Origin of the sequence: Sphingopyxis microcysteis (assembly GCF_012274265.1) — a bacterium.
Lineage (GTDB): Bacteria > Pseudomonadota > Alphaproteobacteria > Sphingomonadales > Sphingomonadaceae > Sphingopyxis > Sphingopyxis microcysteis.
The window spans coordinates 314166-340281 of record NZ_JAANYY010000002.1 but is presented as its reverse complement, the minus strand read 5'-3'; the positions used below and the strand labels follow the sequence as shown (position 1 = coordinate 340281).

28 protein-coding genes are annotated in these 26116 nt (G+C 65.5%); 16 read left to right on the top strand and 12 right to left on the bottom strand.

Translation table 11 applies throughout. The features are described from left to right. Positions 1 to 45: 45 nt before the first annotated feature. Positions 46 to 2547, top strand: coding sequence for an ABC transporter permease (locus G9408_RS01515; protein WP_168452401.1), 2502 nt, complete (start codon positions 46 to 48; stop codon positions 2545 to 2547). Here the strand turns inward: G9408_RS01515 and G9408_RS01510 are convergent. The 5 genes from G9408_RS01510 to thrS form a co-directional block, all read right to left on the bottom strand. Next, a complete protein-coding gene (locus tag G9408_RS01510) occupies positions 2544 to 3305 on the bottom strand; it encodes a sulfite exporter TauE/SafE family protein (protein ID WP_168452400.1) in 762 nt (253 codons plus the stop codon). The genes G9408_RS01515 and G9408_RS01510 overlap by 4 nt on opposite strands. A 121-nt stretch (positions 3306 to 3426) precedes the next feature. Then, positions 3427 to 4566: a hypothetical protein gene (locus G9408_RS01505; protein WP_168452399.1), complete on the bottom strand. Its 1140-nt coding sequence runs from the start codon at positions 4564 to 4566 to the stop codon at positions 3427 to 3429. A 9-nt stretch (positions 4567 to 4575) separates the two neighbouring features. Beyond that, positions 4576 to 5262, bottom strand: a complete 687-nt coding sequence (locus G9408_RS01500) for a helix-turn-helix domain-containing protein (protein ID WP_168452398.1) — start codon at positions 5260 to 5262, stop codon at positions 4576 to 4578. Further along, a complete protein-coding gene (locus tag G9408_RS01495; protein WP_210423157.1) occupies positions 5259 to 6140 on the bottom strand; it encodes a metallophosphoesterase in 882 nt (293 codons plus the stop codon). The genes G9408_RS01500 and G9408_RS01495 overlap by 4 nt, the downstream gene beginning before the upstream one ends. Further along, entirely contained in the window at positions 6137 to 8137 is a 2001-nt protein-coding gene (gene thrS, locus G9408_RS01490) for a threonine--tRNA ligase (RefSeq protein WP_168452397.1), read from the bottom strand. The genes G9408_RS01495 and thrS overlap by 4 nt, the downstream gene beginning before the upstream one ends. A 149-nt stretch (positions 8138 to 8286) precedes the next feature. On the opposite strand from thrS, the gene G9408_RS01485 reads away from it, so the two are divergent. The 11 genes from G9408_RS01485 to G9408_RS01435 all read left to right on the top strand — a co-directional run bounded on the left by G9408_RS01485 (position 8287) and on the right by G9408_RS01435 (position 14025). Next, positions 8287 to 8703, top strand: a complete 417-nt coding sequence (locus G9408_RS01485; RefSeq protein WP_168452396.1) for a MerC domain-containing protein — start codon at positions 8287 to 8289, stop codon at positions 8701 to 8703. Positions 8704 to 8832: 129 nt separating this feature from the next. Beyond that, positions 8833 to 9006, top strand: a complete 174-nt coding sequence (locus G9408_RS01480) for a hypothetical protein (protein ID WP_168452395.1) — start codon at positions 8833 to 8835, stop codon at positions 9004 to 9006. Positions 9007 to 9009: 3 nt separating this feature from the next. Continuing rightward, positions 9010 to 9423 (top strand): hypothetical protein, encoded by a 414-nt coding sequence (locus G9408_RS01475; RefSeq protein ID WP_168452394.1) that lies wholly within the window; start codon positions 9010 to 9012, stop codon positions 9421 to 9423. After that, positions 9420 to 9611: a helix-turn-helix transcriptional regulator gene (locus G9408_RS01470; protein WP_053556040.1), complete on the top strand. Its 192-nt coding sequence runs from the start codon at positions 9420 to 9422 to the stop codon at positions 9609 to 9611. Before G9408_RS01475 ends, G9408_RS01470 begins: the two co-directional genes overlap by 4 nt. Before the next feature lie 5 nt (positions 9612 to 9616). Next, complete coding sequence (locus tag G9408_RS01465; RefSeq protein ID WP_168452393.1) at positions 9617 to 10543, top strand: alpha/beta fold hydrolase; 927 nt, start codon at positions 9617 to 9619, stop codon at positions 10541 to 10543. Between the two features lie 77 nt (positions 10544 to 10620). Continuing rightward, on the top strand, positions 10621 to 10875 hold the full coding sequence (locus tag G9408_RS01460; RefSeq protein WP_039572425.1) for a DUF6356 family protein: 255 nt from the start codon (positions 10621 to 10623) through the stop codon (positions 10873 to 10875). A gap of 58 nt (positions 10876 to 10933) precedes the next feature. Further along, positions 10934 to 11698 carry an alpha/beta fold hydrolase gene (locus G9408_RS01455; protein WP_168452392.1) on the top strand — a complete coding sequence of 255 codons (765 nt, stop codon included), beginning with the start codon at positions 10934 to 10936 and terminating at the stop codon, positions 11696 to 11698. Positions 11699 to 11826: 128 nt separating this feature from the next. Then, positions 11827 to 12264 carry an acyl-CoA thioesterase gene (locus G9408_RS01450; RefSeq protein ID WP_168452391.1) on the top strand — a complete coding sequence of 146 codons (438 nt, stop codon included), beginning with the start codon at positions 11827 to 11829 and terminating at the stop codon, positions 12262 to 12264. Positions 12265 to 12273: 9 nt separating this feature from the next. Next, on the top strand, positions 12274 to 12711 hold the full coding sequence (locus G9408_RS01445; protein ID WP_168452390.1) for a VOC family protein: 438 nt from the start codon (positions 12274 to 12276) through the stop codon (positions 12709 to 12711). Positions 12712 to 12785: 74 nt separating this feature from the next. Then, positions 12786 to 13514: a hydroxyacylglutathione hydrolase gene (gene gloB / locus G9408_RS01440; RefSeq protein ID WP_168452389.1), complete on the top strand. Its 729-nt coding sequence runs from the start codon at positions 12786 to 12788 to the stop codon at positions 13512 to 13514. Between the two features lie 64 nt (positions 13515 to 13578). Beyond that, complete coding sequence (locus G9408_RS01435; protein WP_137870275.1) at positions 13579 to 14025, top strand: hypothetical protein; 447 nt, start codon at positions 13579 to 13581, stop codon at positions 14023 to 14025. 86 nt (positions 14026 to 14111) lie between these two features. Here G9408_RS01435 and G9408_RS01430 read toward each other — a convergent pair whose 3' ends face one another. Next, entirely contained in the window at positions 14112 to 14621 is a 510-nt protein-coding gene (locus tag G9408_RS01430; RefSeq protein WP_168452388.1) for a winged helix-turn-helix transcriptional regulator, read from the bottom strand. Between the two features lie 195 nt (positions 14622 to 14816). Here G9408_RS01430 and G9408_RS01425 point away from each other — a divergent pair, with 195 nt between their 5' ends. Both G9408_RS01425 and G9408_RS01420 read left to right on the top strand, forming a co-directional pair. Next, complete coding sequence (locus G9408_RS01425; RefSeq protein ID WP_168452387.1) at positions 14817 to 15548, top strand: SDR family oxidoreductase; 732 nt, start codon at positions 14817 to 14819, stop codon at positions 15546 to 15548. Beyond that, positions 15542 to 16147: a 2-hydroxychromene-2-carboxylate isomerase gene (locus G9408_RS01420; protein WP_168452386.1), complete on the top strand. Its 606-nt coding sequence runs from the start codon at positions 15542 to 15544 to the stop codon at positions 16145 to 16147. The genes G9408_RS01425 and G9408_RS01420 overlap by 7 nt, the downstream gene beginning before the upstream one ends. Before the next feature lie 118 nt (positions 16148 to 16265). Here the strand turns inward: G9408_RS01420 and G9408_RS01415 are convergent, their stop codons facing one another. Continuing rightward, positions 16266 to 17246: a DUF3011 domain-containing protein gene (locus G9408_RS01415; protein ID WP_168452385.1), complete on the bottom strand. Its 981-nt coding sequence runs from the start codon at positions 17244 to 17246 to the stop codon at positions 16266 to 16268. Positions 17247 to 17392: 146 nt separating this feature from the next. Here G9408_RS01415 and murA point away from each other — a divergent pair, with 146 nt between their 5' ends. Next, positions 17393 to 18679 carry a UDP-N-acetylglucosamine 1-carboxyvinyltransferase gene (murA, locus tag G9408_RS01410; RefSeq protein WP_168452384.1) on the top strand — a complete coding sequence of 429 codons (1287 nt, stop codon included), beginning with the start codon at positions 17393 to 17395 and terminating at the stop codon, positions 18677 to 18679. Here murA and G9408_RS01405 read toward each other — a convergent pair. The 4 genes from G9408_RS01405 to G9408_RS01390 form a co-directional block, all read right to left on the bottom strand. Continuing rightward, positions 18666 to 19943, bottom strand: a complete 1278-nt coding sequence (locus tag G9408_RS01405) for an alpha/beta hydrolase family protein (RefSeq protein WP_168452383.1) — start codon at positions 19941 to 19943, stop codon at positions 18666 to 18668. The genes murA and G9408_RS01405 overlap by 14 nt on opposite strands. Before the next feature lie 50 nt (positions 19944 to 19993). After that, entirely contained in the window at positions 19994 to 20950 is a 957-nt protein-coding gene (locus G9408_RS01400) for a DMT family transporter (protein ID WP_168452382.1), read from the bottom strand. Continuing rightward, positions 20947 to 21957 (bottom strand): threonine aldolase family protein, encoded by a 1011-nt coding sequence (locus G9408_RS01395; protein WP_168452381.1) that lies wholly within the window; start codon positions 21955 to 21957, stop codon positions 20947 to 20949. Before G9408_RS01395 ends, G9408_RS01400 begins: the two co-directional genes overlap by 4 nt. Positions 21958 to 22065: 108 nt before the next feature. Beyond that, positions 22066 to 23283, bottom strand: coding sequence for an argininosuccinate synthase (locus tag G9408_RS01390; RefSeq protein ID WP_168452380.1), 1218 nt, complete (start codon positions 23281 to 23283; stop codon positions 22066 to 22068). 153 nt (positions 23284 to 23436) lie between these two features. On the opposite strand from G9408_RS01390, the gene G9408_RS01385 reads away from it, so the two are divergent. Continuing rightward, positions 23437 to 25506 carry a S46 family peptidase gene (locus G9408_RS01385; RefSeq protein ID WP_168452379.1) on the top strand — a complete coding sequence of 690 codons (2070 nt, stop codon included), beginning with the start codon at positions 23437 to 23439 and terminating at the stop codon, positions 25504 to 25506. Between the two features lie 59 nt (positions 25507 to 25565). Here G9408_RS01385 and G9408_RS01380 read toward each other — a convergent pair whose 3' ends face one another. Continuing rightward, on the bottom strand, positions 25566 to 26063 hold the full coding sequence (locus tag G9408_RS01380) for a DUF1579 domain-containing protein (protein ID WP_168452378.1): 498 nt from the start codon (positions 26061 to 26063) through the stop codon (positions 25566 to 25568). Between the last annotated feature and the right edge of the window lie 53 nt (positions 26064 to 26116).

Genomic DNA, 26116 nt, shown 5'->3' with positions numbered 1-26116 from the left:
AGACGGTCCCCCTCCCCATCGCTTCGCGACAGGGAGGATCAGCTGATGCTCCCCCTCGCCTCCCTCTGGCGGATCGCGCGCCGCGACCTCGCGACCCGCATCCGCGGGCTGCGCCTGCTCGCCGTCTGCCTGTTCCTCGGCGTCGCAACTCTGGCCGCAATCGGCAGCCTGACGCGCGGCATCACGTCCGAGCTGGAAGTGCGCGGACAGACGATCCTGGGCGGCGACATCGAATTCGGTATCCCGCAACGCGAAGCGACCGCCGAAGAAATGGCGGCATTCCGCAAGGCAGGAACGACATCGTCCACCGTGCGCATGCGCGCGATGGCCAACGCGCCAGAGGGCGACGCGCTATTGTCCGAACTCAAGGCGGTCGATGACGCCTATCCGCTCTATGGAACCTTGCGGCTGGAAAGCGGCGCGCGCCGCGGCCCACCCCCCGCGGGCAGCATCTGGATCGGTCAAGATCTTGCGTCGCGGCTCGACCTGAAAGTCGGATCGCGCGTAAAGTTTGGCGAAAAAGCGTTCCTGATCGATGGCGTCATCGCCGACGAACCCGACCGGCTGGGCGAAGGCTTCACCCTTGGCCCCGTCGCGATCATCGGTATGGGCGACCTGCCCGCGACGCAGCTGATCCAGCCGGGCAGCCTGTTCGAAAGCAAATATCGTGTCCGCCTGCCCGCCAGCGCCAACGCGCAAGCGGTCGGCGAGGCGCTGACCGCGCAATTCCCCGGCGCCGGCTGGGACATCACCGACAGCAGCAACGGCGCCCCCGGGACCCGGCGCTTCATCGAACGCATGGGGCAATTCCTGTCGCTCGTCGGCCTCGCCGCGCTGGTCATCGCCGGGATCGGCGTCGGCAATGGGGTGGCAAGTTATCTGGCGGGCAAACGCCCCGGCCTGGCGACGCTGAAAGTATTGGGCGCCGACAGCGCGACCGTTCTGCGCATCTATGGCTTGCAGATTTTGGCGGTTGCGGCGGTGTCGATCTTTGCGGGTCTGGTCGTCGGCGCGCTGGCGCCCTTCGCGATCGGGGCGATTGCGGGCGATGTCCTGCCTGTGCGCCCCGGCTTGGCGCTCTATCCGCTGCCGCTTGGCGTCAGCGCCGCCTATGGTCTGCTGATCGCGATCGCCTTCGCGCTGCCCCCGCTCGCGGCGACGAAGCATATCCCGGCGGCAGGGCTGTACCGGGCGACGGTCGACAAGGCGGCGCGGATCGACCGCCCCGCGCTGATCGCTGTCGCGGTCGCGCTGCTCGCCATCGTCGCGCTTGCTGTCGGTACCGCGCGCGAGCCGCTGTTCGCGCTCGGCTTTATCGGTGCGGCGATTGCCTTGCTGCTGATCCTCGTTACGCTAGGCTGGGTGGTGCGCCGAACCGCAAGCCGCCTGCCGCGTCCGCGCCGCCCGTTGCTACGGCTCGCCTTGGCCAATCTGCACCGTCCGGGCGCATCGACCGGCGCGCTGGTCGTCGCGCTCGGGCTGGGGCTGACCCTGTTCGTCACTCTCGCCGCGATCCAGACCAGCATCACCAACGAGATCGCGCGCACCGTGCCGCAGCGCGCGCCGAGCTTTTTCGTGCTCGACGTGCCGCGCGAAGGCGCCGCGCAGTTCCGATCGATGGTCACCAACGCCGCCCCCGACGCGCAGATTAACATGATCCCGGCGCTGCGCGGCAGCGTCACCGAATTTCGAGGGGTACGCGTCGACGAGCTCGCCGAACTGCCGGAAGGTGCGTGGGTGCTGCGCGGCGATCGCGGGCTGACCTATAGCGCCGCGCCGCCGAATGGCAGCGAGCTGGTGGGCGGCAAATGGTGGGCCGCCGACTATAAGGGACCGCCGCTGGTCAGCGTCGAGCAGGAGGTTGCGACCTCGCTGGACCTCAAGATCGGCGATACGCTGAGCGTGAATGTGTTGGGCGTCGACGTGCAGGCGAAGGTCGCGTCGTTCCGCACCGTCAATTGGGACAATTTCGGGCTGAATTATGTGATGGTCTTTTCGCCCGGCACCTTCGACGCGGCGCCGCACAATATGGTCGCGACGGTGGCGGTCGACGACAGGGCCGAAACCGAGCTAGCGCGCAGCATCCCGCGCGCTTTCCCCTCGGCGTCGCTGATCGCGGTACGCGATGTGGTGTCGCAGGTGACGATTTTGCTGACCCAGATGAGCCAGGCGATCGCCGCGGCGGCGAGCATCGCAATTCTCGCGGGCATTGCAGTGCTGATCGGCGCGATCGCCGCCAGCCGCGAACGGCGCGTGTACGACAGCGTGATCCTGAAACTGCTCGGCGCGACGCGCCGCCAGATATTGGGGGCGCAGGCGATGGAATATGCGGTGCTCGCGGCAGTGCTGGCGGTGCTCGCGCTCGGGCTGGGGCTGATCGCGGCACGCTATGTCGTCGTCAGCCTGTTCGATTTCACCTTCGCCCCCGACCCGCTGATCGTCGGCGCGACGCTGGTCGGCGGCGCTGGATTGTCGTTCCTGATCGGGATTGCGGGCAGCTGGCCGCTGTTGTCGGCGAAACCGGCGCAGGCGCTGCGGAGCCTTTAATTCAGGATCCGCACCACCGCTGCGACCGCCGCGACGCCCAGCACAACCGCGACCATCGCCTGCCAGACATGCGGCGCGACGCTGCCGAAATGGCGTCCGCCGATGCGGTTGCCGAGCCACATCGGCGCGAACAGCAGCAGCGACAGGATGAACAGGCGTCCGGAGGCGATCCCGACCCACAGCGCGGCGAGAGTCCCGGCGATCGCGGTCGCAAAGAAGATCAGCATCATCGATGCCCGCGCGACGCTGGGGGGCAGCGAGCGGCGGAGATAAAAGGGAACGACCGGCGGTCCCGGCATTGCGGCAAAGCCGGTCAATATGCCCGATGCGATCCCGGTACCGCCAACCGCTACGCGGCCCGGTCGATGCCCTTCCGGCTGCTTGGGAAGCAGCACCGCGACAAAGGCGCCCACGGCCACCAACGTGATCAACAGCCGCGCGACATCGGGCGTTGTCGCATCGAGCGCGATCATCCCGATCGGGGTGGTCACCATCGCGATCAGCGCGATCGGCACCGCGGTCGACCGGTCGGCGTCGGCAAGGATCACCTTCAGCCCGACCGGCCCGATCAGCAGTTGCAGCAGGATGCCAAGCACCACCGCCTCCCCCGGTGCGATGATCAGCCCCAGCAACGGCACGAGGATGATCGCCATGCCGAAGCCGGTGAGCCCGCGCACATAGGCGGCGCCAAAGGTCATCGCCGCCGCGCCAACCAGCGTGAGCGGCGCAATCCCCGTCAGACTTTGCAGATCATTCATCGGGCTGCGGCCGCGCCGTACGGGATAGAGCAATTAGGCAGTGGAGTCCTCCGCGCGCCCGAACGGGCTGCGTTGGCCGATAGGGCATCAAAGCGATGCCGCCTAGCCCCTGGCGATCGGTTCAGGCCAGCGGCCACAGCCCCGTCACCGGGCGCTCGAGCACCTGCGCGGCGACGGCGTGCAGGTGGCCCGGGGCAAATCGTCCGCCGCGCACCGCGTCGGCCAGCCAATCTTCGATCGACCCGCCAGTGTCGATCCACCGGTCGCGGCGCAACATGCCATAGATGGCACCCGCAAGGACGTGGATGCCATCGTCGGCCTTGCGCCAGCGGTCCGCGGGATTACGCGCGACGCCCAGCGCCTCGGCAATCAGCTGATCGAGCGCCTGAGCAATATCCTCGTTGAGCAGGCCTTCAAGCGTGGTGTAGCCCCATTTCGGGTCGTGGTCGGCGACTATGCGCGGGATCAACGGGTCGCGAGCCAGCACCGCCAGCGCAGCCTGCGCCGCGGCACCATCCATCGGTACCGGCGGATGGAGCATTTCATGGGCGGCGTTGCGCACCGTGGTCGGCGTGTTCCAGTCCGCTGCCTGCAGAAAGGTCTGCCCCTGCACCTTGATCCCATGCGGTTTGCAGAACTGCAGCAACACCACTTCAATCAGCGGATCGAAAACGCGCCCGGTGAGCTTTTCGTGCCAGCGAATGACGTCATAGTCAGCAAGATCGCGGTCGAGTTCGGCGATACGTCGTGCGATACCCCCGGCCCGCTCGTCGCGAAAGGCAGCAAAGCCGGCGGCCTGCATTGCTTCGAACACCGTGCGCAGCCGGGGACCAGCCGCCATGAACCAGCGCCAGTCCTTCTCGTTCCAATAGGGGCTGGCGCGGTAGGCCGGCAGCAGCCGTGCCTGGGGCGCGGACATATTCGCAATCAGACTCGCCAGATCGCCGTCCGCCCCGTTCGAAAACAGCACCGACAAATTGGGTCCGAGCAACCCGAAGCCGCTGCGTTCGGCCTCTTGCGCCAATGCCGGGACATCGGCGCGGACTGCGGCGGCAAGGCGCGGCGCAAAGACGTCCACGTCGGCTTTGTAATAGGGCAGATAAAGCTCGCCGCCCGCCAGCGGACCAAGAAAGGCCAGCGCGTCGAACCCCTCGGAAGCCCGGACTTTCCAGCGCGTGCGCATCGGTGGACGCTGTGCATAGGCAAGCGAGGGAATGGCGAAGCTGCCGAGCGATGCGGCGAGGAAGAATCGGCGATCCATCCAGCCGGATTAACCGGTCTGTTTGCCCCGCGCTTGAACGGACTTTGCCCGTATGACGACGGGCGGCACCCCGGTCATCGCGCCAACCGACCGGGTGAAATGCGCCTGATCGGCAAAGCCCTGATCGGCAGCGAGGTCGACAAGGCTCCCGTGCCAATCGGCGAGCGCAGCGATCGCGCGCCGCGTCCGCGCTTCGAGCCGGAAGCGCTTCGGGCTGACCCCGTATGCGCGCGCAAAGCCGCGGCTAACCGAGGCCGGATCGAGCTTCATATGTCGCGCCCATGGCGCCAGCGGCGTGTCAGGGTCGACTCGGAGCACTGCCGCGAGCAGGTCGGGCCAGTCATTGGATAGGCCGACGTCGGCGTAGCAATGCGCGCGCACATGCTCGGCAGCAGCAACCGGATCGCGTTCGGCGATCCGCGCCACGATGTCGACGTCAGCGATCGTCCCCGCTCCCGGCGCCAGCCCAGGAATGGCGGGCAGGTTGAGCACCCGCGCGCCGCGATTGCCAAAATGGTCGAAATGCGCGGTCCAGCGACCGTGGACGACCACAGTTCCGGGACGAGCAGCAAACCGTCCCTCATCGCCCGCCTCATGATAACCGCCGCTGAGCACGACCGCGATATAGCCGTCGGCGTGGCGGTGCCGCGGCAGGCACTCGTTGGCCGCGTGCACACCGATGCCCATCCCGCTCATCTGGGCATTGTCCCGGCAGCCATTGACGGCGGACCCAGCGTCACCAGCCAAGCATCGGGCGGCGTCAGATAGCGGAGCGGCAACAGGCTGGTCCCGAGCCCTGCCCCGACGAACACGCGCTGCCCCTTGTCGGTCATGTCGCCGCACGCGAAGCGGTCGCCATAACGCGAGACATAGGTCAGCGCGCCGATGAAGGGGAAGCGGATCTGGCCGCAGTGGGTATGCCCGGCGAAGATCGCGGCGACCGGGCGCTCGACGTCGGGGATGATGTCGGGGCTGTGCGTCAGGAGCAACGGCACGCCCGGTCCCGCGCGCTCCATCGCCGCCAGCGTCGCGGGAACGTCGTCATGCCCCGAATAATCGTCATCGACCCCGCCGACAATGAGCGGGCCAAGCTTCACCGCGTCATTCTGCAACACGCGCAGGCCGTGCTTTTCCAGTTCGCCGCGTAGCGCGTCGGGTTTGAACCAATGGTCGTGATTGCCCGGCGCGACCACCACCCCCAGCGGCGCGCGCAGCTTGCCGAGCGGCGCAACAACCTCTGCCGCCGAATAGATATGTGTCGCGCTGCGCTTTTCGCTGACCAGGTCGCCCGCGATCAGCACCAGATCGGGGCGCAACCGGTTGAGCTCGGCGACGATGCGCGTCAACCGTTCAGGGGGCATGTCCGGACCAGCGACGTGGATGTCCGACAGGAGCAGCAATTTCAGCGGCGGCTGCCCCGCGGGCCAATCGGCGACCGCGACCGAGGCGGTGCGGATCACGGGATCGCGCGTCGCATTCCAATAGCCCTTGGCGAGGAGCGCCACCCCGAACAGCGCCAGCAGCAGCAGCCAGCGCCGCCACCGGCGCGGTCGACGTTCAGGCGTGGCGATCAATGGCGCAGGTCGGGCGGGGTCGCTTCGCCCTTGAGCAGCGCAATCGCCTCAGCCAGCGGCATGACGCGCTGGCCTTCCTGCCCGAGGGTGCGGATCGCAACCGTGCCTTCGTCGGCCTCGCGCTTGCCGACGACGAGCAGGTGCGGGACCTTGGCCAGGCTATGCTCACGGACCTTGTAGTTGATCTTTTCGTTGCGCAGGTCGGTTTCGACGCGCACCCCCGCCGCGGTCAGCTGCGCGGTGACATCGCGGGCATAATCGTCGGCATCGCTGACGATCGTCGCGACCACCGCCTGCACCGGCGCCAGCCACACCGGCAGCTTGCCCGCGAAATGCTCGATCAATATGCCGATGAAGCGTTCGTAGCTGCCAAAGATCGCGCGGTGCAGCATCACCGGGCGGTGACGCTCGCCATCCTCGGCGATGTACGACGCATCGAGGCGATCGGGAAGCACGCGGTCGGACTGGATCGTCCCGACCTGCCACGTCCGCCCGATCGCGTCGGTCAGATGCCATTCGAGCTTGGGCGCATAAAAGGCGCCCTCGCCCGGCAATTCTTCCCAGCCATATTCGGCGGTGTTGAGCCCCGCCGCCACCACGGCGGCGCGCAGCTCGGCTTCGGCCATGTCCCACATTTCCTCGGTCCCGAACCGCTTTTCGGGGCGGAGCGCGAGCTTGATAGAATAGGTGAAGCCGAATTCCTTGTAGATCCGATCGGCGAGCGCGCAAAAGGCCTGCACCTCGCTGACGATCTGGTCCTCGCGGCAAAAGATATGCGCGTCGTCCTGGGTAAACTGGCGCACGCGCATCAGCCCGTGCAGCGCGCCATGCGGCTCGTTGCGGTGGCAGCAGCCATTTTCATAGAGGCGCAGCGGCAGGTCGCGGTACGATTTCATGCCTTGGCGGAAAATGAGCACATGCGCCGGGCAGTTCATCGGTTTCAGCGCCATCCAATCGGCGTCGTCCGAAACGATCGGGCCTTCGTCTTCGACATTCGGAACCTCGTCGGGGATGACGAACATATTCTCGCGATATTTGCCCCAATGGCCCGATTGTTCCCACTGGCGCGCGTCCATCACCTGCGGCGTCTTGACCTCGCGGTACCCCGCGCCGTCGATCGCGCGGCGCATATAGGCCTCCAGCTCGCGCCAGATCATATAGCCCTTGGGGTGCCAGAACACCGACCCATGCGCTTCGGCCTGCAGGTGGAACAGGTCCATCTCCTGCCCCAGCTTGCGATGGTCGCGCTTCGCGGCCTCCTCGAGCCGGACGAGATGTTCGGCGAGCTGTTTCTTGTTGAGCCAGCCGGTGCCGTAAATGCGCGAAAGCTGCGCGTTTTTCTGGTCGCCGCGCCAATAGGCGCCCGACACGCGCGTCAGCTTGAACGCGGCGGGGTCGAGCTTGCCCGTCGAGGCAAGGTGCGGGCCGCGGCACATGTCCATCCAGCCGTCTCCCGAACGATAGACGGTCAGTTCCTCGTTCGCGGGCAGTTCGGCGGCCCATTCGGCCTTGAACGTCTCGCCGTCGGCCTGCCATTTGGCGATCAGCTTGTCGCGCTCCCAAACCTCGCGCGCCAGCGGCAGGTCGGCGGCAATGATCCGCCGCATCTCTTCCTCGATCAGCGGCAGCTCCTCGTCGCGGAACGGGCCATGCTCGGCGGTCGGTGCGAAGTCGTAATAGAAGCCGTCGCCGGTCGAGGGACCAAAAGTGATCTGCGTCCCGGGAAACAGCTTCTGCACCGCCTCCGCCAGCACATGCGCAAAGTCGTGGCGCACCAGTTCGAGCGCATCGGCCTCGTCGCGGCTCGTCACCAGCGCGAGGTTCGTGTCTTCCTCCAGCGGACGCATGATGTCGCGCAGTTCGCCATCGATCTTCGCAGCCAGCGCGGCCTTGGCGAGGCCGGGTCCGATCGCGGCGGCAATCTCGGCCGGGGTAGTGCCGCGCACGACTTCTCGGGCAGAGCCATCGGGAAGGGTGACGCGGATCATCTGGGACATCGGGAAAATCAGCCTTTCTGGGCAAAATTGCCGGGTTCCTTTGCCAGCATGCGGTGGGGGCGGCAAGGGGCGGATTCACAATCGGGCTTGCAATGATACATTGTATCACTATCTCGCACCGCAAGCCCCTCCCGCGAAAGTTTCCTGCCATGTGTATCCCCGCCGCGCGCCCGCGCCTTGCCGACCTGCTGGGGATCACGCTGTCATTGACCTGCCTCGTCCATTGCCTCGCGCTGCCGCTGCTGGTCCTGCTAGCGCCCGCGCTCGGCACCTGGTTCGCGATACCCGAATGGGTGCATGCCGCGATCCTGATGCTGGCGCTGCCCGCGGCGACCTTTGCGATGACGGATGGTTGGCGGCGGCACCGGCGGGCGCTGCCGGTGCTGCTTGCCGGAGCGGGGCTTGGCCTGTTGGCGGCAGGGCTGGCGGCGCACGAGGGATGGCTGGCGCTGGCCGACCCCGAAGCCGCCGACCGGTTACTGACGTCGATGGGCGCGATGGTGCTCGCCACCGCGCATGTGCTCAACTGGCGCTGGCGCCACAATTTTCGCGAGCATCTTCGCTGATACCAGCGCGCGCACCGGGGCAACAACGGGTTTGCGTGATTGGCGAGCTTGTCAACTAGTCAATAACACTTGACAGCCGCGAATCATGATGTCAATGTTCCTTTACTGATTAACAAGGGAGCTTGACCAATGCCACCGATGTTGCGCGCCTTGCCTTGGGCAATCGCCATCTTCGCCATCGCCCTGCTCGGCGCGGCCGACCTGATCCCCGCCGACGTGGCAAACACGCTGGTGACGGTGCTGCCGCTGATGATGGTGGCGACAATCACCGGTTCGCGGCGCTGCCGCCCGCTGGAGCGCTGAACCATGGCCCACAACCCCGCCCAGCGCCGCTACATGCGCCGGATGATCCCGCTGTCCCTCGTCTATATCGCCACGGTGATGCTGGCGAGCTGGCTCATTCCCGACGATGCGGCGGCCACGCCGCTGACGGTGGCGATCGCACTCGTTCCCGCGCTGGCAACCTCGGGCTTCATCTGGGCGATGGCGCGCTATGTGGCGGAACTGAAGGACGAATATGTTCGGATGCTGGAAATCCGCAAAATGCTGGTTGCGACCGGCCTCACGCTGGCGCTCGCCAGCGGCTGGGGCATTTTGGAGCTGTTCACCAACGTGCCGAGGGTGCCGCTATTCTATGTATTCCCGGTCTGGTGCCTGGGGCTGGCGGTCGGATCGCTGGTCAACAAGGTCACCATCGGCGACGCGGGACCGTGCGCGTGAAAAACCGCCTGAAAGTCCTCCGCGCCGAGCGCGACTGGAGCCAGGGCGATCTGGCCGAGCGGCTGGAGGTGTCGCGCCAGTCGGTCAACGCGATCGAAACGGGCAAATATGACCCCTCGCTCCCCCTCGCCTTTCGCATCGCCGACCTGTTCGGCCTGCCGATCGAAGAGATTTTTCTGAAAGACTGAAGAACATGAAACAGCGTATCGCCATTTCCGCCGTTTTCGCCGTTCTCGTCGGCCTGATAGCGAGTCCCACCAACGCCGCCGAGCCCTGCCCGACGGGGCTGGTCGAAGGCAAACGGATCACCATACTGATCGAGGGCAACGGCCCCGACGTCGTACTGATCCCCGGTCTGTCGAGCCCGCGCAGCGTGTGGGACGCCACCGCCGACCGGCTGAAAAGCTCGCACCGGCTGCACCGCGTCCAGATCCGCGGTTTCGGCGACGCGGCGGGGGTCAACGCCGATGGGCCGGTGCTCGACCCGATGATGCGCGAGCTTGCCGACTATATCGACGACTGCATCACCGATCGGGGCCGCGCCGCGCCCGCAATCATCGGCCATTCGATGGGCGGCCTTACCGGGCTGATGATCGCGGCGCGCGCACCGGGCGAAGTCGGTCGTCTGATGATCGTCGACGCGCTGCCCTTCATCGGTACCCTGTTCAACCCTGCCGCGACGGCAGAAAGCATGAAGCCGCAGGCCGAGCAGATGGCTGCGATGATGCGCGCGCAATATGGCCAGCCGGTGCCGACAACCCCCGTCACCGATCCCGGCCCGGCCAGCATGGCCGCCAGCATGTCGAACAGCGCCGCCGGACGTACCGCCGTCGCCGGTTGGATGCGTCAGGCCGATCCGCGCGTCACCGCGCAAGTCTTTTACGATGTCATGACCACCGATATGCGCGGCGAAATCGGAGCGGTCGGGGCGCCGGTCGCCTTGCTCTATGCGCAGGACGATGCATTGATGACGCCGGAGCGCGCAAAAGCCGCGTTCGAGCTCCAATATACGGGGCTCGTCCGTTTCTCTGCGCACATGGTACCGGACAGCCGCCATTTCATCATGCTCGACCAACCCGCGGCCTTTGCCCGCGCGATCGATGCTTTTCTCGCCCAATGAGCGCCCACCGGCACCCTGCCCTTGCGAGCCGCTCGACCGCCCGCTAGGGCGGCGACAGCCGTGAAGGAGTCCCGCCCGTGTTCAAGCGCCTGTTCGTCGATCATCCCAAGAGCGTCGATGAAAATTATATCGAACATTTCGGCGTTGCGTCGAAATTCGGGGTGACGATGATCTATGGCGGGCTCTGCGCGCTGGTTCACGCGGTTGTTCCCGGCTGGTGCATCACCACGGGCAGCGACACGATCAAACGGCTCAACCATATCATGGTCGAGCAGCGGCGCGCCAAGGGCCAGGCCGTGATGCAGATGAGCACGATCGACTGGGTCATCTGATCCCGGTGCGCTTCGTCCACGCGCCCCATTTTCCTTTCGCGTCGAGCGGGATTAGAGAATGACCGCGCCCGCCGCCCCCGACTATCTCGACCGCGCGGGCCGCCCGCGGCTCGCTTATCGCCATACGCCGGGCACCGGTCCGACGATCATCTTCCTGCCCGGCTATATGTCCGACATGGCGGGCGGCAAGGCGACCGCGCTGTTCGACTGGGCCGCCGCGGAAGGCCATGCCTGCTTGCTCCTCGACTATGCCGGATGCGGATTGTCGGACGGGTTGTTTGCAGAGCAGGATTTGCTCGACTGGCGCGGTGATATACTCGACGTCATCGATGCAAAGGTCGATGGGCCGGTCGTTATTGTCGGATCGTCGATGGGCGGCTGGTTGATGCTGCTGACCGCGCTCGCGCTGGTCCAGCGCGACGGGCCGAGCCGTGTCGCGGGGCTGGTCGGCATCGCCGCGGCGCCCGATTTCACCGATTGGGGTTTCAGCGACGCGGAGAAAGCGATCATCCTTGCCGAGGGCGCGCTGGTCGAGGAAACCCCATATAGCGACCAGCCCTATGTGACGACGCGCGGGTTTTTCCAGTCGGGCGAGGCGAACCGGTTGCTGAAGGGCGAGATCCCCCTCGCCTGCCCGGTGCGCTTGCTGCACGGACAAGAGGATGGCGACGTGCCAGCCGATATCAGCCTGCGCCTTGCCGCGGCGCTCGCCAGCGACGATGTGCAAGTCACGCTCGTCAAGGGCGGCGACCACCGCCTGTCGCGCGATACCGACATCGCGCTACTCATCGACACGGTGGCGCACTTGGCAACCGCAAACTAAAGTTTGATTGAAAAGACCTTGTTCCCCCGCGAAGGCGGGGGTCCATCACCGGCCGGTGCAACCTTGAACGGGCCGGAGATGGGTTCCCGCGTTCGCGGGGACACAGACGAGGCTATCCAGAGGACAATATGGCCCGCAACGACTTCAAATTTCACGTCACCAAGCGCGTTCGCTACGCCGAGATTGACGCGCAGGCGGTGGTGTTCAACAGCCGCTACCTCGAATATTTCGACATCGGGATCACCGAATATTGGCGCGCCGTGGGGGTCTATGACCGCTGGCCGCAGCGCGACAGCCCCGAATTTCACGTCGCGCGCGCCGAGGTCGATTACAAGGTGCCGATCCTGCTCGACGAAGAGATCGACATTTGCGTGCGCTGTTCGCGCGTGGGCCGAAGCTCGATGACCTTCCTGTTCGAACTGCACGGCGCGGGGCAAGACGATCTGCGCGCGACCGGACTGGAGGTCAGCGTCCATGTCGCCGAAGCGCAAGGCGCGCCGACCCCAGTGCCCGATGAATTCGTAAATCTGTTCGAAGCATTTGAAGGACAGAGCCTGCGCGCGTAGGATGGCCGGATGACCCAATATCTCCACACCATGATCCGCGTCACCGACCCCGACGCGACCGTCGCCTTTTTCAAGCTTGTCGGGCTCGAGGAAGTCCGCCGCTTCGACAGCGAGCAGGGGCGCTTCACGCTGATCTTCCTCGCCTGTCCGGGGCAGGATGGGGTCGCCGAGGTCGAACTGACCTATAATTGGCCGCCCGAAGACGGCAGCGCGCCCGAACAATATGCGGGCGGCCGCAATTTCGGCCATCTGGCGTACCGCGTCGAAGATATCTACGCGACGTGCCAGCGACTGATGGACGCCGGGGTGACGATCAACCGCCCGCCGCGCGACGGCCATATGGCATTCGTCCGGTCGCCCGACGGCATTTCGGTCGAACTCCTCCAAAATGGTCACTTACCGCCGCAGGAACCCTGGTCGTCGATGCCGAACGTCGGTAGCTGGTAAGACGGCGCGACCAAGGCGGCGGCGCGGCGCCTCCGTCTTGCAGGCATGAGGCCGGTGAACGAAAGGAGCGACGCATGACTGCACTCGAAATCGTCCGCATCCCGGTGCTCAGCGACAATTATGTCTGGCTGGTCCACGATTCCGCTAGCGGTGGGACAATGGTCGTCGATCCCGCAGTTGCCGATCCGGTACTAGAAGCCGCGGCCGAGCGCGGCTGGACGATCACCGACATCTGGAACACCCATTGGCATCCCGACCACACCGGCGGCAACGCCGCGATGAAGGAAGCAACCGGCTGCACGATCACCGGTCCCGCCGCCGAATATGCTCGCATCCCGACGCTCGACGTACAGGTACAGGGCGGCGACACGGTGCGACTGGGCAATCACATCGCGAGTGTGTGGGACGTCCCCGCCCACACGGCAGGCCACATCGCCTATCATTTCGCTGACGACGGCGCGATCTTTGTCGGTGACACGATGTTCGCGATGGGCTGCGGTCGCCTGTTCGAAGGCACCGCGGACCAGATGTTCGCGAACATGCAGAAACTCGGCTCGCTTGACGATGCAACGCGCGTCTATTGCGCGCACGAATATACGCTGTCGAACGCGCGCTTTGCGGTGACTGTCGACCCCGACAATGAAGCGCTGGCGGCGCGGCTGGCGGCGGTCGAGGCGGCGCGCGCGGCGGGGGAAGCGACGGTGCCGACGACGATCGGCGCCGAACGCGCGACCAATCCCTTTTTGCGCGCGACGAGCGCCACCGAACTCGGGCGTATCCGCGCGCTGAAGGACGCGGCCTGATGCTGCCGCTTCAGCGCCCGTTCATCTGTCAGTAATATATTCAGCAATCTCAAGGAGCAATGCCATGGCCATGCTGAACCCGATGCGCGCCGTACTGCTGATCGCAGCGGCGCCGCTGGTCGCCAGCTGCGCGCCCGCGGGCACCGCCGAACCGGGCGCCGCGGCGCTGACACCCAAGCAGGCCGAGCGGCTCGACAAACAACTGGCGGGAAAGATTCCGGGCGAACCGATGCGGTGCCTGCCCAATTATCGCAGCAACGACACGATCCGCGTGTCGGACAATATTCTTCTTTATCGGTCGGGCGGCAATCTGGTGTATCGCAACGACCTCAAAAGCAGTTGCCCTGGCCTCGCCCGCGACAGCGATATCATGGTCGTCCGCCAGTTCGGATCCTCGACCTGCGAAGGCGATTTCTTTCATCTGGTCGATCGGTCGAGCGGCATTCGCGGTCCGACCTGCGTTTTTGGCGAATTCGTCCCCTATCGCAAACCGGCGGGGGACGCTGGCTGAACCCGCGGTTCAGCCGCAGGCGGGGACCGGTTTGCGCCGAGCTCTTCGGGTCGCACCCCCGCCTGCCATTAAATTAGCCGCCCGCTTTACCGGCGAGCAGATTCCGATCGACCCCGGCGCGCCTGCTCGGCCCTGAGCTCCGGTGACGGCTCGCCCTTCAAATCGCCATAGCCCAGCGTTTCGCCGCACCCCGGACACACCAACGCGGTCCCCACGTCGCTCCCGCAGGCACGGTGGATATAGCGCATCGCCGATCCGCCGCCGGTTTCGCCGTCGCGATACGCCCAGCGTTCGGCCCAGCCGCGCATCGCATAAAGCACGCCGAACAGATCCTTGCCCTTGGCGGTCAGCCAATATTCGTGGCGGACGGGGCGCTCCTGATACGCGCGCCGCTCGACCACGCCCTCGCTCTCGAGCCGCTTGAGCCGCGCCGATACGAGCTGCGGGCCGAGCCCGGTATTCGCGGCGATGACTTCAAACCGCCGATTGCCGAAAAACAGATCGCGGAGAATGAGCAGCACCGCGCGGTCGCCGAGCAATTCGGCCGAGCGGCCAACGGGGCAGAAGGTGTCGGATAGATCGGTGCGTTTGGGCATCGGGTTAATCTACCTTCCGTCATTGCGAGCGAAGCGAAGCAATCCAGGGGAGCGTAATCCGCTCTGGATTGCTTCGCTTCGCTCGCAATGACAACATTCTTGCGCGCAATCTCAATAGCTCTCTTTGGTGTCCCCAAAAACCTCTTGTCACTATGATTATCATAGTTACTATGAACCGCAAGAGGAGAGTCGCTTATGCCCAATCCTGCAGCCGTCATCATTGGCGCCGGCGACGCCACAGGGGGCGCCATCGCCCGCGCGTTCGCCGCCGAGGGTCTGACCGCCTGCGTCAACCGCCGCGAACGCAACGCCGATCAGCTGGAAACGCTGGCGCAGTCGATCCGCGACGACGGGTGTCAGGCCCGCGCCTTCCCTGCCGACGCGCGCGACGAAGCGGCGATGATCGCGCTGTTCGATCAGGTCGAAACCGAGGTCGGCCCGGTCGAGGTCGCCGTGTTCAACATCGGCGCCAATGTGAACTTCCCGATCGCCGAGACGACGGTGCGCGTTTACACAAAGGTCTGGGAAATGGCGTGCCTCGGCGGTTTCCTGATGGGGCGCGAGGCGGCGAAGCGCATGGCGCCGCGCGGCCGCGGCACGATCATCTTTACCGGCGCCACCGCAAGCCTGCGCGGCGGGTCGGGCTATGCCGCTTTTTCGGGCGCCAAGGGCGCGCTGCGTATGCTTGCGCAGGCGATGGCGCGCGAATTGGGGCCGCAGGGCATCCACGTCGCGCACACCGTCATCGACGGCGCGATCGACACCGACTTCATCAAGGGTCGCCATCCCGATTTCGACAATGCCAAGGCGCAGGATCTGATCCTCAATCCGGCCGCGATCGCCGCCAATTATGTGATGCTCCACAAGCAGCCGAAAAGCGCCTGGACGCACGAACTCGACCTTCGCCCCTGGGGAGAAAAATGGTGACAAGGACCTTAGAACTCATCTTCGATTTCGGCAGCCCCAACGCCTATCTGTCGATGAAGGCGCTGCCCGAACTGCTCGACCGTACCGGCGCCGACCTCGTCATCACCCCCTGCCTGCTCGGTGGCATTTTCAAGGCGACGGGCAACAAGGCGCCGATGATCCAATATGCCGACGCGCCAGCCAAGCTTGCCTATGAAAATCTCGAGATGCGGCGCTTCATCGAAAAACATGGCCTGACCAAATTCCGCCTCAACCCGCACTTCCCGGTCAACACACTGACGATCATGCGCGGCGCGATCGTCGCGGCCGACGAAGGCGTGCTCGACGATTATGTCGACGCGGTGAATCGAGCGATGTGGGAAGAAGGGCTGAAGATGGACGACCCCGACGTCATCGCGACCTTCCTGTCGGCGAACGGCTTCGACGGCCCGGCGCTGCTCGCGCGGACGCAAGAGCCCGAGATCAAGGCCAAGCTGGTCGCTAACACCGAAAACGCGGTCGCGCGCGGCGTGTTCGGCATTCCCACCTTCTTCGTCGGCGAGGCGATGTTTTTCGGCAAGGACCGGCTGGGACAGGTCGAGGAGGCTCTGCTGGCTTAAATCCAGTTCCCGATATCGTCATCCCGGCGAAGGCCGGGATCTCGCCTTCGCGACATGACGCAACGTGGAGATCCCGGCCTTCGCCGGGATGACGGAGAAATAGGGCGCGAAACCCTCGCTACGAAAAATCGAGCTGGATGATGTCGCTTGGCGTCGCTCGGCAGTACATTTCGATGGATTTGGCGCCGTCGGGATAGGTCGCGGTCATCGCGGCGCGGATCCGCCAGCCGCCATTGCCCTGTTCGAGCGAGACGAGCTTGTCGTAGGACAGCTTTGTCCCGCCGGTTATCCCGATCTGGCGCGCCGCGTCGGTCATGCAATTTTGCACCGACGGCCGCGACGCGCTCGGCAGGCCGCTGAGGTTCGCGCTCAGTGTAGCGGGCCCGCGCGGCGGGTGCGTCGTCGCGCTTTCCTCGGTCGTCCCGTCCGCGGCCTTCTTCTTTTTGCTGAGCAGCAGCGCAAGCAGCCCGCCGGCAACGACGACCCCGCCGATGATCAGTCCCGTGCTCGGCCCCTTGTCCTTGTCGGGTCGGGTCGGCTGGACATCGCGGTAACCATAAGCGAATTCGGCGCGGCAGCCCTTGTCGACCCAGATATAATCGCCGGTATAGCCCCATTGGCGCCCCGCGTTGCACTTGCCCGCGATCTTGCGGGTCAGGTCGACGCGATTGTTCGTCGGGACGTTGCACTGCTGATATTTATAGCTCCACGATTCACAGCGGAGCGTCCCGGCATAATCATCGATCGGCTGCGGCAAAGGGGTCGGATAGCCACCATTGTTGGCATAACCATAGCCGAATTCGGCGCGGCAACCGCCCGACACCCAAATCTGGTTCGCAGTGAAACCCCAATCGCGGCCTTTCGAACAACGCCCCCCGATCACCCGGATCAGGTCCACGCGATTGTCGGTGCGGACATTGCAGCGCTGAAGCTTGTTGTTGCGCGACTCGCAGCGCAGCGTACCCGCATAGCCACCGTTATAGGCCGGGTCCGCCGTGGGGGGTGGATAGGGATAGGTCGATTGCGGCATCGCCGGAACGACCAGCTGGCTGGCGATCAACGCCGAAGATGTGATGATCGTGACGAACCTGTTGCGCATGACGCCCTCCCCCGTGAAAGCCGCTTCGGTTCGCCCTGCCCGGATCGATCCGAACTCGTCCAGAATAGTTTCACATTTCTGACCGGAAAGCCACGGCGAAAGGTGCCCGCGCTTGCGCGTCCGCGCCCTTGCGCTAAAGACTGGCCATGGATCAGATCGTCATTCGCGGCGGCCAGCGACTCAAGGGCCGTATCCCCATCTCCGGCGCCAAGAATGCGGCGCTCACGCTGCTGCCCTGCGCGCTGCTCACCGACGAACCGCTGACGCTGCGCAATCTGCCGCGGCTCGCCGACGTCGATGGCTTTGGTCATTTGCTCAACCAGCTCGGCTGCTCGACGACGATCGAAGGATCGCGGCCCGAGGATTTCGGCCGCGTGATGACCGCGCGGACAACGACGCTGACCTCGACCGTCGCGCCCTATGACATTGTTCGCAAGATGCGCGCGTCGATCCTCGTGCTCGGCCCGCTGCTCGCGCGCGCGGGCGAAGCGACCGTCTCGCTCCCCGGCGGCTGTGCGATCGGCAACCGCCCGATCGACCTGCACCTAAAAGCGCTGGAGGCGTTCGGCGCCGAGATCGAACTCGCCTCGGGATATGTCAAGGCGAGCGCACCCGGCCGCGGACGCCTGCCCGGCGGCAAATTTACCTTCCCCGTGGTGTCGGTCGGCGCGACCGAAAATGCGCTGATGGCGGCGGTGCTCGCCAAGGGCACCTGCGTCCTTGAGAACGCCGCACGCGAGCCCGAGATCGTCGACCTGTGCAACTGCCTGGTCGCGATGGGCGCGCATATCGAGGGTATCGGCACCGAAACGCTGACCATCGAGGGCGTCGACCGCCTGCACGGCGCAACCTACCGGGTGATGGCCGACCGTATCGAGGCGGGCAGCTATGCCTGCGCCGCGGTCATCACCGAGGGCGATGTCGAACTGGTGGGCGCGAAAGCCAGCGAAATGGAAGCTACGCTTTCGGCGTTGCGCCAGGCCGGTGCGGCGGTCGAAGAGAGCAAGACCGGCATCCGCGTCGCGATGTCGGGGCGCGCCGAACCCGTCACCCTGTCGACCGCGCCCTACCCGGGCTTTGCGACCGACATGCAGGCGCAGTTCATGGCGATGGCGACCCTCGGCAAGGGCGCCAGCCTGTTCACCGAAACGATCTTCGAAAACCGCTACATGCATGTTCCGGAACTCGCTCGCATGGGCTGCGACATCGAAGTGCGCGGACGCAGCGCGGTGGTACGCGGGGTCGATCATCTGGTCGGTGCGCCGGTGATGGCGACGGACCTCCGCGCATCGATGAGCCTGATCATCGCCGGGCTCGCGGCGCAGGGCCAGACCGAGGTCAACCGCGTCTATCACCTCGATCGCGGTTACGAACGGCTGGAGGAAAAACTCCAGGCGGTCGGCGCCGACATCGAGCGGATCAGCGCGGGCTGACGCTTTTTGTCAAATGCTCGGCGCGGCCATAGGGACCGCGCGCTGTGCCTTTGATCCAGTCGCCGAGCAGCTTCAGATAGCCGTCGGTAATGCGCGTTCCGCTCCGCGACCCATCGGCATTGGTTCGAAATTCGAACATGCCATGGTCGGTGTCGGGAAACAGATAAACGTCGACCGGCCTGCCGCCTTTGGCAAGACCGAGCAGCGCGCCGCGTGTTGTTTCGATCGGTGCCTCGCGATCCTCTCCGGCCAGAACCCACAGCAAGGGCGCATCGAGCTTTTTCAGCGCCGCCAGCGCGTCATAGTCCCAGATCAGCTCCAGATTGTCGAAACGCGCACGGCCCACGCGGCGCAGCTCGTCGTTCGACATGCGCAGCATCGCGCCGCTATGCTCGCCCGCGATCGTCGCGGCCCACGCTTTGCCGGCCATGTCGCGTCGCACCGCGTCGAGCTCGTCATAACCCGCGGTAAAATTGGACAGCAGCAATTTGCCGGTCGCCGACGACAGTCGGTTCACAAGCTGCACCGCCTCATCCCCCTGCCCCGCGGCGCGCACTTCCGACACCAGCTGTTCGCGATCCTCCTCGATCGGCGACGCGACAAGGCCGAAACCGACCGCGACAAAATCGGCCTTCGTCAACGTCGCGGCGCGGGGCGCGACCCACCCGCCCTGACTACCGCCGAAAAATCCCGCGCGGCCGGCCCGGCCCGGCGTCATGCTGCGCGCCTGACCGAGCGCTTGCGCCGCATCGGCGGCGAGCAGTTCGAAATTCTGCGTATATTCGCCTTCCGATGCGCCCGTGCCGCGCTTGTCATAGACGAAGACCGAAATCCCCTGCGCCGCCATCGCATAGCCATAGACCCCGCCGATCGGCGAATTGCGCTCCGACCCATGGACCATGACCACGAGCGGACGTTTGGGATCGGCGGTTGGCGGCTCGATCAGCACCCCCGACAGCTTGGTCCCCACGCTGTTGAATGTCGCAGGCGTTTCGCGAAAAACGATCGGCTTCCACGTCGCCCCGCCGATCATCACGCCGTCGTTGCTGCACGCCAACGGCGCCGTCGCATCCGTGGTGGCGCCACGGCGACCGTCGCGGAACAGGTAGCGCAGCCCCGGCGCCGGGATCGACGGCAAGGGAACGAGGACAACAAAATCGCCATCGGGTGCGGCATAAGTGCCGGGCTGGCAGGAAGTCTGGGCGAGCGCCGGTGCGGACAGGCAGGCGGCGAGCAGGACGAACGGAGTAGCAAGACGTTTCATGTCGCCGTCCTATCGAAACAATACACCCGTGACAACCAAGGGTCGCGAACCTAAGCGTCGCGCTCCACCGGAACCGCGACCATATTGCCGCTGACCGACGGGCGATCGGGCCTTTTCGCCACCGCGATCACCAACCCGATCAGCGCCACCGCACCGCCCGCGATCGACAGCGGCGCCCAGCGATACCCCTCGAACAGCGTCGAAAAGCCCATCGCGATGATCGGGATCAGCACGCTCGACCATGCCGCCTGCCCCGGTCCGACCGCGCGGATGATGTTGAAATAGAGCGGGAAGGTCACCGCGCTGGCGACGACCCCCAGATACAGCACGCCGCCCAGATAGGCCGGTGTCGCCTCGATCACCGGCGGGCCGGTGGTCGCCCACGCAAAGACGGCATCGCCCAGGGCGCCAAACAGCATCGCCCACGCGATCATCACCGCCATCGATTGTTCGCGCGCCACGCTCGATCCCTGCATCACATTCGATGCCGACGCGCTGAGCACGCCGCACAGGGTGAGCGCGGTGCCGATCAGCACTTCGGCGGCCCCGACGTTGGCGGCGCGATATTCGTGCAGGATCATCATCCCCACTCCGACGATCGCGATTCCGGCACCGAGCAGGAAGCGTCCCTCGACTTTCGTCTTCAGGAAGATGCGCCCGAGCAGGGTATTCGGAACAATCAGCAGCGCGAACAGCACCGCAACCAGTCCCGAGGTGATGTGGAGCTCGGCGCGATAGACGAAATTGAAGTTGAGCGCGAACTGAGCGAGCCCGAGCAGCGCCGCAAACCCCCAGCCGAACCCCGAGAGCGTCAATCGTTCGCGACGCCAGGCGGCATAGGCGAACATCGCGGCAGCGCCGACGAAAAAGCGGTAAGCGACCGACCAGCTGGGGGGCACGACGCCGAGTTGCCCGGTAATCACGATCCACGTCGACCCCCAGATCAGGGTGATGAAGAGGAAGGGGAATAGGACGCGCGGGGCCAGCAGGCTGGGCGGCGCGCTCATAGCGCGGCGATCGCGGCTGCAAACGGCGCGACCGCCTGCGCATCCTGATCCCAGCTCGCCACCAACCGCGCCGCGCCTTCGCCCCAATCGTAGAAATCAAAACCGGCGCCGCGCAGTTTGGCGGCCTCGGCAGGCGTCAGCCGGACGAACAATTCATTCGCTTCGACAGGGTGCATCAACCGGTCGCCGCATGCCGCCGCCAGCGTCGCCGCCCCGGCGTTCGCCGCGCGCGCATTGTCGAGCCACAGGTCGTTGGTCAGCATCGCGCGAATCTGCGCCGCCACGAACCGCCCCTTGCTGAGCAAATGGCCGCCGCGTTTTTTCAGCTCGCGGACCCCCGGCCCGCCGCTGCCGCCGAAGAAGACGATCGCCTCGGCCATCATCGCGCCATTCTTGGTGAAGCCGAACGACAGCGCGTCGACCCCGGCGCGCCAGGTCACATCGGCGGGAGCGCAGTCCAGATGGGCGACGGCATTGGCAAAGCGCGCGCCGTCCATATGCAGCTTCATGCCATTGGCGCGCGCGACCTGGCTGATCTCGCCAATCTCGTCGGCGCGCCAGACAAGGCCATATTCGGTCGCGTTGGTGATGCTGATCGCCGCGGGCTGCACCTGATGGACATCCTTGCGGATCCCCGCGATCCGCGCCTTCAGCGCCTCGGCGTCGATCTTGGCGCCGCGCCCCGGCAGCGTCATCAGCTTGGCGCCGCCCGAATAAAAGGTCGGGGCGCCGCATTCGTCGACCTCGATATGCGCTTCCTCGTAACAGAGGATGCCCTGCCACGGCCGCACGAAATGGGCGAGGATGATGCTGTTCGCGGCGGTGCCGGTGGGAATCCACACGACTTCGCAGTCGGTCTCGAACAGCTCCGAAAATGTCGCATCGAGCGACATGCTCAGCGCATCGCCGTCATAGGCGGTGTCGACATGGTTGGCGGCCGCGAGCGCTTCCATCACGGCCGGATGCACCGTTGCCGCATTGTCGGAAAAGAAGCGGGTCGCTGTCACGATTCGCGCCTTAGCGCAGGTCCGCGCGTCATGCTAACCCTTCATTTCCTTCGATATGGTTGCGTTTAATTAACAGGCCAACATTCCTTGTAACGACGCCGTTGCCGATCAACGATCGCGTTTCGCCAGCAGCTTCAGGCGCAGCGCGTTGAGCTTGATGAACCCCGCCGCATCCTTCTGGTCATAAGCACCGGCGTCATCCTCGAACGTCACATGGCGTTCGCTGTACAGGCTGTTCGGCGACTTGCGGCCAACGACGTTGGCGTTGCCCTTGTAGAGCTTGAGCCGCACCGTGCCGCTGACCTTTTCCTGGCTGTGGTCGATCGCCGCCTGCAACATCTCGCGCTCGGGCGCGAACCAGAAGCCGTTGTAGATGAGCTCGGCATATTTCGGCATCAGCTCGTCCTTGAGGTGCGCGGCGCCGCGGTCGAGCGTGATGCTTTCGATGCCGCGATGCGCGCGGGCGTAGATTTCGCCGCCCGGCGTCTCGTACATGCCGCGCGACTTCATGCCGACGAAGCGGTTCTCGACGAGGTCGAGGCGGCCGATGCCATGCTTGCGGCCCAGGTCGTTGAGCGCCGCGAGCAGCGTTGCGGGCGACATCGCTTCGCCGTTCAGCGCCACCCCGTCGCCGCGTTCGAAATCGATCGTGATATATTCGGGGGTGTCGGGCGCATCCTCCGGATTGACCGTACGCGAATAGACATAGTCGGGGGTCTCGTCCCACGGGTTTTCGAGCACCTTGCCTTCCGACGAGGTGTGCAGCAGGTTCGCGTCGGTCGAGAACGGGCTTTCGCCGCGCTTGTCCTTCGGCACCGGAATCTGGTGCTGTTCGGCCCAGGCGATCAGCGCGGTGCGGCTGGTCAGATCCCATTCGCGCCACGGCGCGATGACCTTGATGTCGGGGTTCAGCGCATAGGCCGACAGTTCGAAGCGGACCTGGTCATTGCCCTTGCCCGTCGCGCCATGCGCGACCGCGTCGGCGCCGGTTTCGCGCGCGATTTCGACCAGCCGTTTCGAAATCAGCGGGCGCGCGATCGAGGTGCCGAGCAGATAATCGCCCTCGTAGCGCGCATTGGCGCGCATCATCGGAAAGACGAAGTCGCGGACAAATTCCTCGCGCAGGTCATCGATATAGATATGCTCGGGCTTGATCCCCATCAGCTCGGCCTTGGCGCGCGCGGGCTCCAGTTCCTCGCCCTGCCCCAGGTCGGCGGTGAAGGTCACCACTTCGCAGCCATAGGTGACCTGCAGCCACTTCAGGATGACGCTGGTATCGAGGCCGCCCGAATAGGCAAGGACGACGCGCTTGATGGAATCGGACATGGCGGTACCTTTGGCGAGAGAATATCGCGGGCGCGGCTAGCAGCCTGCCCGCCCCCGCGCAACCGCGATGCGCTACCACAACATTCCCCTTGGCCGCGCGGACCTCGACCGCTAGTATCAGATGATACCATATCTCACGGACGAGGATTTTTGATGCGCCTGACCCTTGCTTTCGCTTCTGCCGCCGCCGCGGCGTTCGCCGTCGCCACCCCCGCTGCTGCCGAGGAAGGGATGTGGACGTTCGACGGCGTTCCCACCGACGCGATTCGGGGCACCTATGGCTGGGCGCCCAACAAGCAATGGCTGGACCGGACGCAGGCGTCGGCGGTGCGGCTGACCGGTGGCTGCTCGGCGTCGTTCGTTTCGGGCGAGGGGCTGATCCTGACCAACCACCATTGCGTCATCAGCTGCCTGCAGAATCTGTCGACCGCCGACAGCGACCTGGTGGCGGGCGGCTTCAACGCCGCCGACCGCGCGCGCGAACGCAAATGCCCGGGGCAGCAGGCGGAAGTCGTCACGTCGATCACCGACGTCACCGGCGATATTCAGGGCGTGATCGGATCGCTGACCGGCGAAGCGCTGGTCAAGGCGCGCGACGCGCGCATCGCCGAACTCGAGTCGGCCGGCTGCACCGACCGCGCCAAGACGCGCTGCCAGGTGGTGACCTTGTTCGGCGGCGGCCAGTACAAGCTGTATCAATATCGCAAGTATAGCGACGTCCGCATCGCGTGGGCGCCCGAGTTTCAGGCGGCCTTCTTTGGCGGCGACCCCGACAATTTCAACTTCCCGCGCTACGCGATGGATGCCGCCTTCCTGCGCGCCTATGAGGATGAGAAGCCGGTCGCGACGCCCACCCACCTTAAATGGAATCCGCGCGCGCCGCAGGATGGCGAGATCACCTTCGTCGTCGGCAACCCCGGTTCGACCCAGCGCCTGCTGACCGAAACGCAGCGCGAATTCCAGCGCGCCGAACGCCTGCCGCTGACGCTCATCCTGTTGTCCGAATTTCGCGGTCGCCTGATTGCCAATATGGAGGGCGATGCCACCAAGACGCGCGAAGGCGGCGACGAGCTGTTCGGATATGAAAACAGCTTCAAGGCGCTGTCGGGGCAGCTGCGCGCGCTCAACGATCCGGCCTTTACCGCCAAGATGGCCGCCGAAGAAGCCGACCTGCGCGCACGGGTCAAAGGCAATGCCGAAATCGGTGATCCCTGGTCCGAAATCGACAAGGCGATGGCCGAGCGCCGCAACACCTATCTCGACAGCGTGTTCCTGCAGAGCGGCCCTGCCAGCTATTCGACGCTGGCCGGGTACGCGATGACGCTGGTGCGCGCCGCCGCCGAACGGGGCAAGCCGAACAGCGAGCGCCTGCCCGGTTTCACCGACTCGGCGCTGCCGCTGACCGAAAAGCGGCTGACCGATCCGGTCCCGACCTATCCCTGGCTGGAAGAACTGGGCGTCAGCTTCTGGGCGAGCAAGGCACGCGAATATCTGGGCGCCGACAATGCCGACGTCAAAATGCTGCTGGGCAAGGAAAGCCCCGAAGCGCTCGGCAAACGGCTCGTCGAAGGGACGAAGCTCGCCGACCCCGCCTATCGCAAGCAACTGTGGGAGGGCGGCGCGGCCGCGATCGCAGCGTCGGACGACCCGATGATCCGTTTCTTTGCCCAGCTCGACCCACGCGCCCGCGCGATCAAGACGGCGTTCGACCGCGACTATGACGCGCCGGTCACCGCGGCGCAGGCACGATTGGCAAAGGCGCGCTTCGCCGCCTATGGCGACAAGCTCTATCCCGACGCGACCTTTACGCTGCGCCTGTCCTATGGCCAGGTGAAGGGATGGACCGAGCGCGGCAAGCCGGTCCCCGCGACCACCGTGATGGGCGGCACATACGACCGCGCGACGGGTCAGCTGCCCTACAAATTGGCCGACGGGTTCGTGAAGGCCGAGTCGCGGATCGACAAGAATATCGTCTATGACTTCGTCACCACCAACGACATCATCGGCGGCAATTCGGGTTCGCCGGTGATCGCCCGCGACGGCAGCGTGATCGGCACCGCGTTCGACGGCAATATCCATTCGCTCGGCGGCAACTTCGGCTATGACGGCACGCTGAACCGCACCGTCGCGGTGTCGACCGCGGCGATCCAGGAAGGGCTAGAGAAAATCTGGCCCGCCCCGGCGCTGGTCGCCGAACTCGCGGGCAAGCGCGCGAAGCGCTGATCGCACGATCGACGCGGTGGGGCCGGGGCCAATCCGCCCTGCCGCGTCAGCCCGAACTCTCAGCCGACGCGCGTCCAGTCCATGAACCAGCTGTCGTCCCATGTCTTGCCACCGTCGCGCGACGTCCCCTGAAACCATCGGCAGCTGGTCGGCGTGATCCGGTCCCACACGCCGCGATAAAGCTCGGGCCCGCTCGCGCCCTCGCCTTCCGACAGGAAGGTGCCGACGCCGCCCTCGAACACGCCGAGCTGGCCCGGCACCGTCACGACCCCCGATTTGGCGTTGACCCAATGGTCGGACCAGATTTTCTTTTCAACGTCGAGCAGGCGCAATCCCATGCCCGAAAAGCCGCGCGCCGGGATGCGCAGTTCCTCGACGCTGGCTATGCCGCCCAGAATCGCGACGACGGTCGCTTCGCCGGGAAATTCGATCCAGGTTTCGCCTTCGCGGAATTTATTGTGGATGCGCCATTCGCCGGTCAGGAAATCGAAATCGCCGGGCTTGCCGACAGGCGCCGGGTTGATCACGGCGGCGGCAGCGGGGATCAGGCTGGACATAATGGCTCCTGTTGCAAAAGTGATCAGGGTTCGCCGGTCAACCGTCGCCTCCG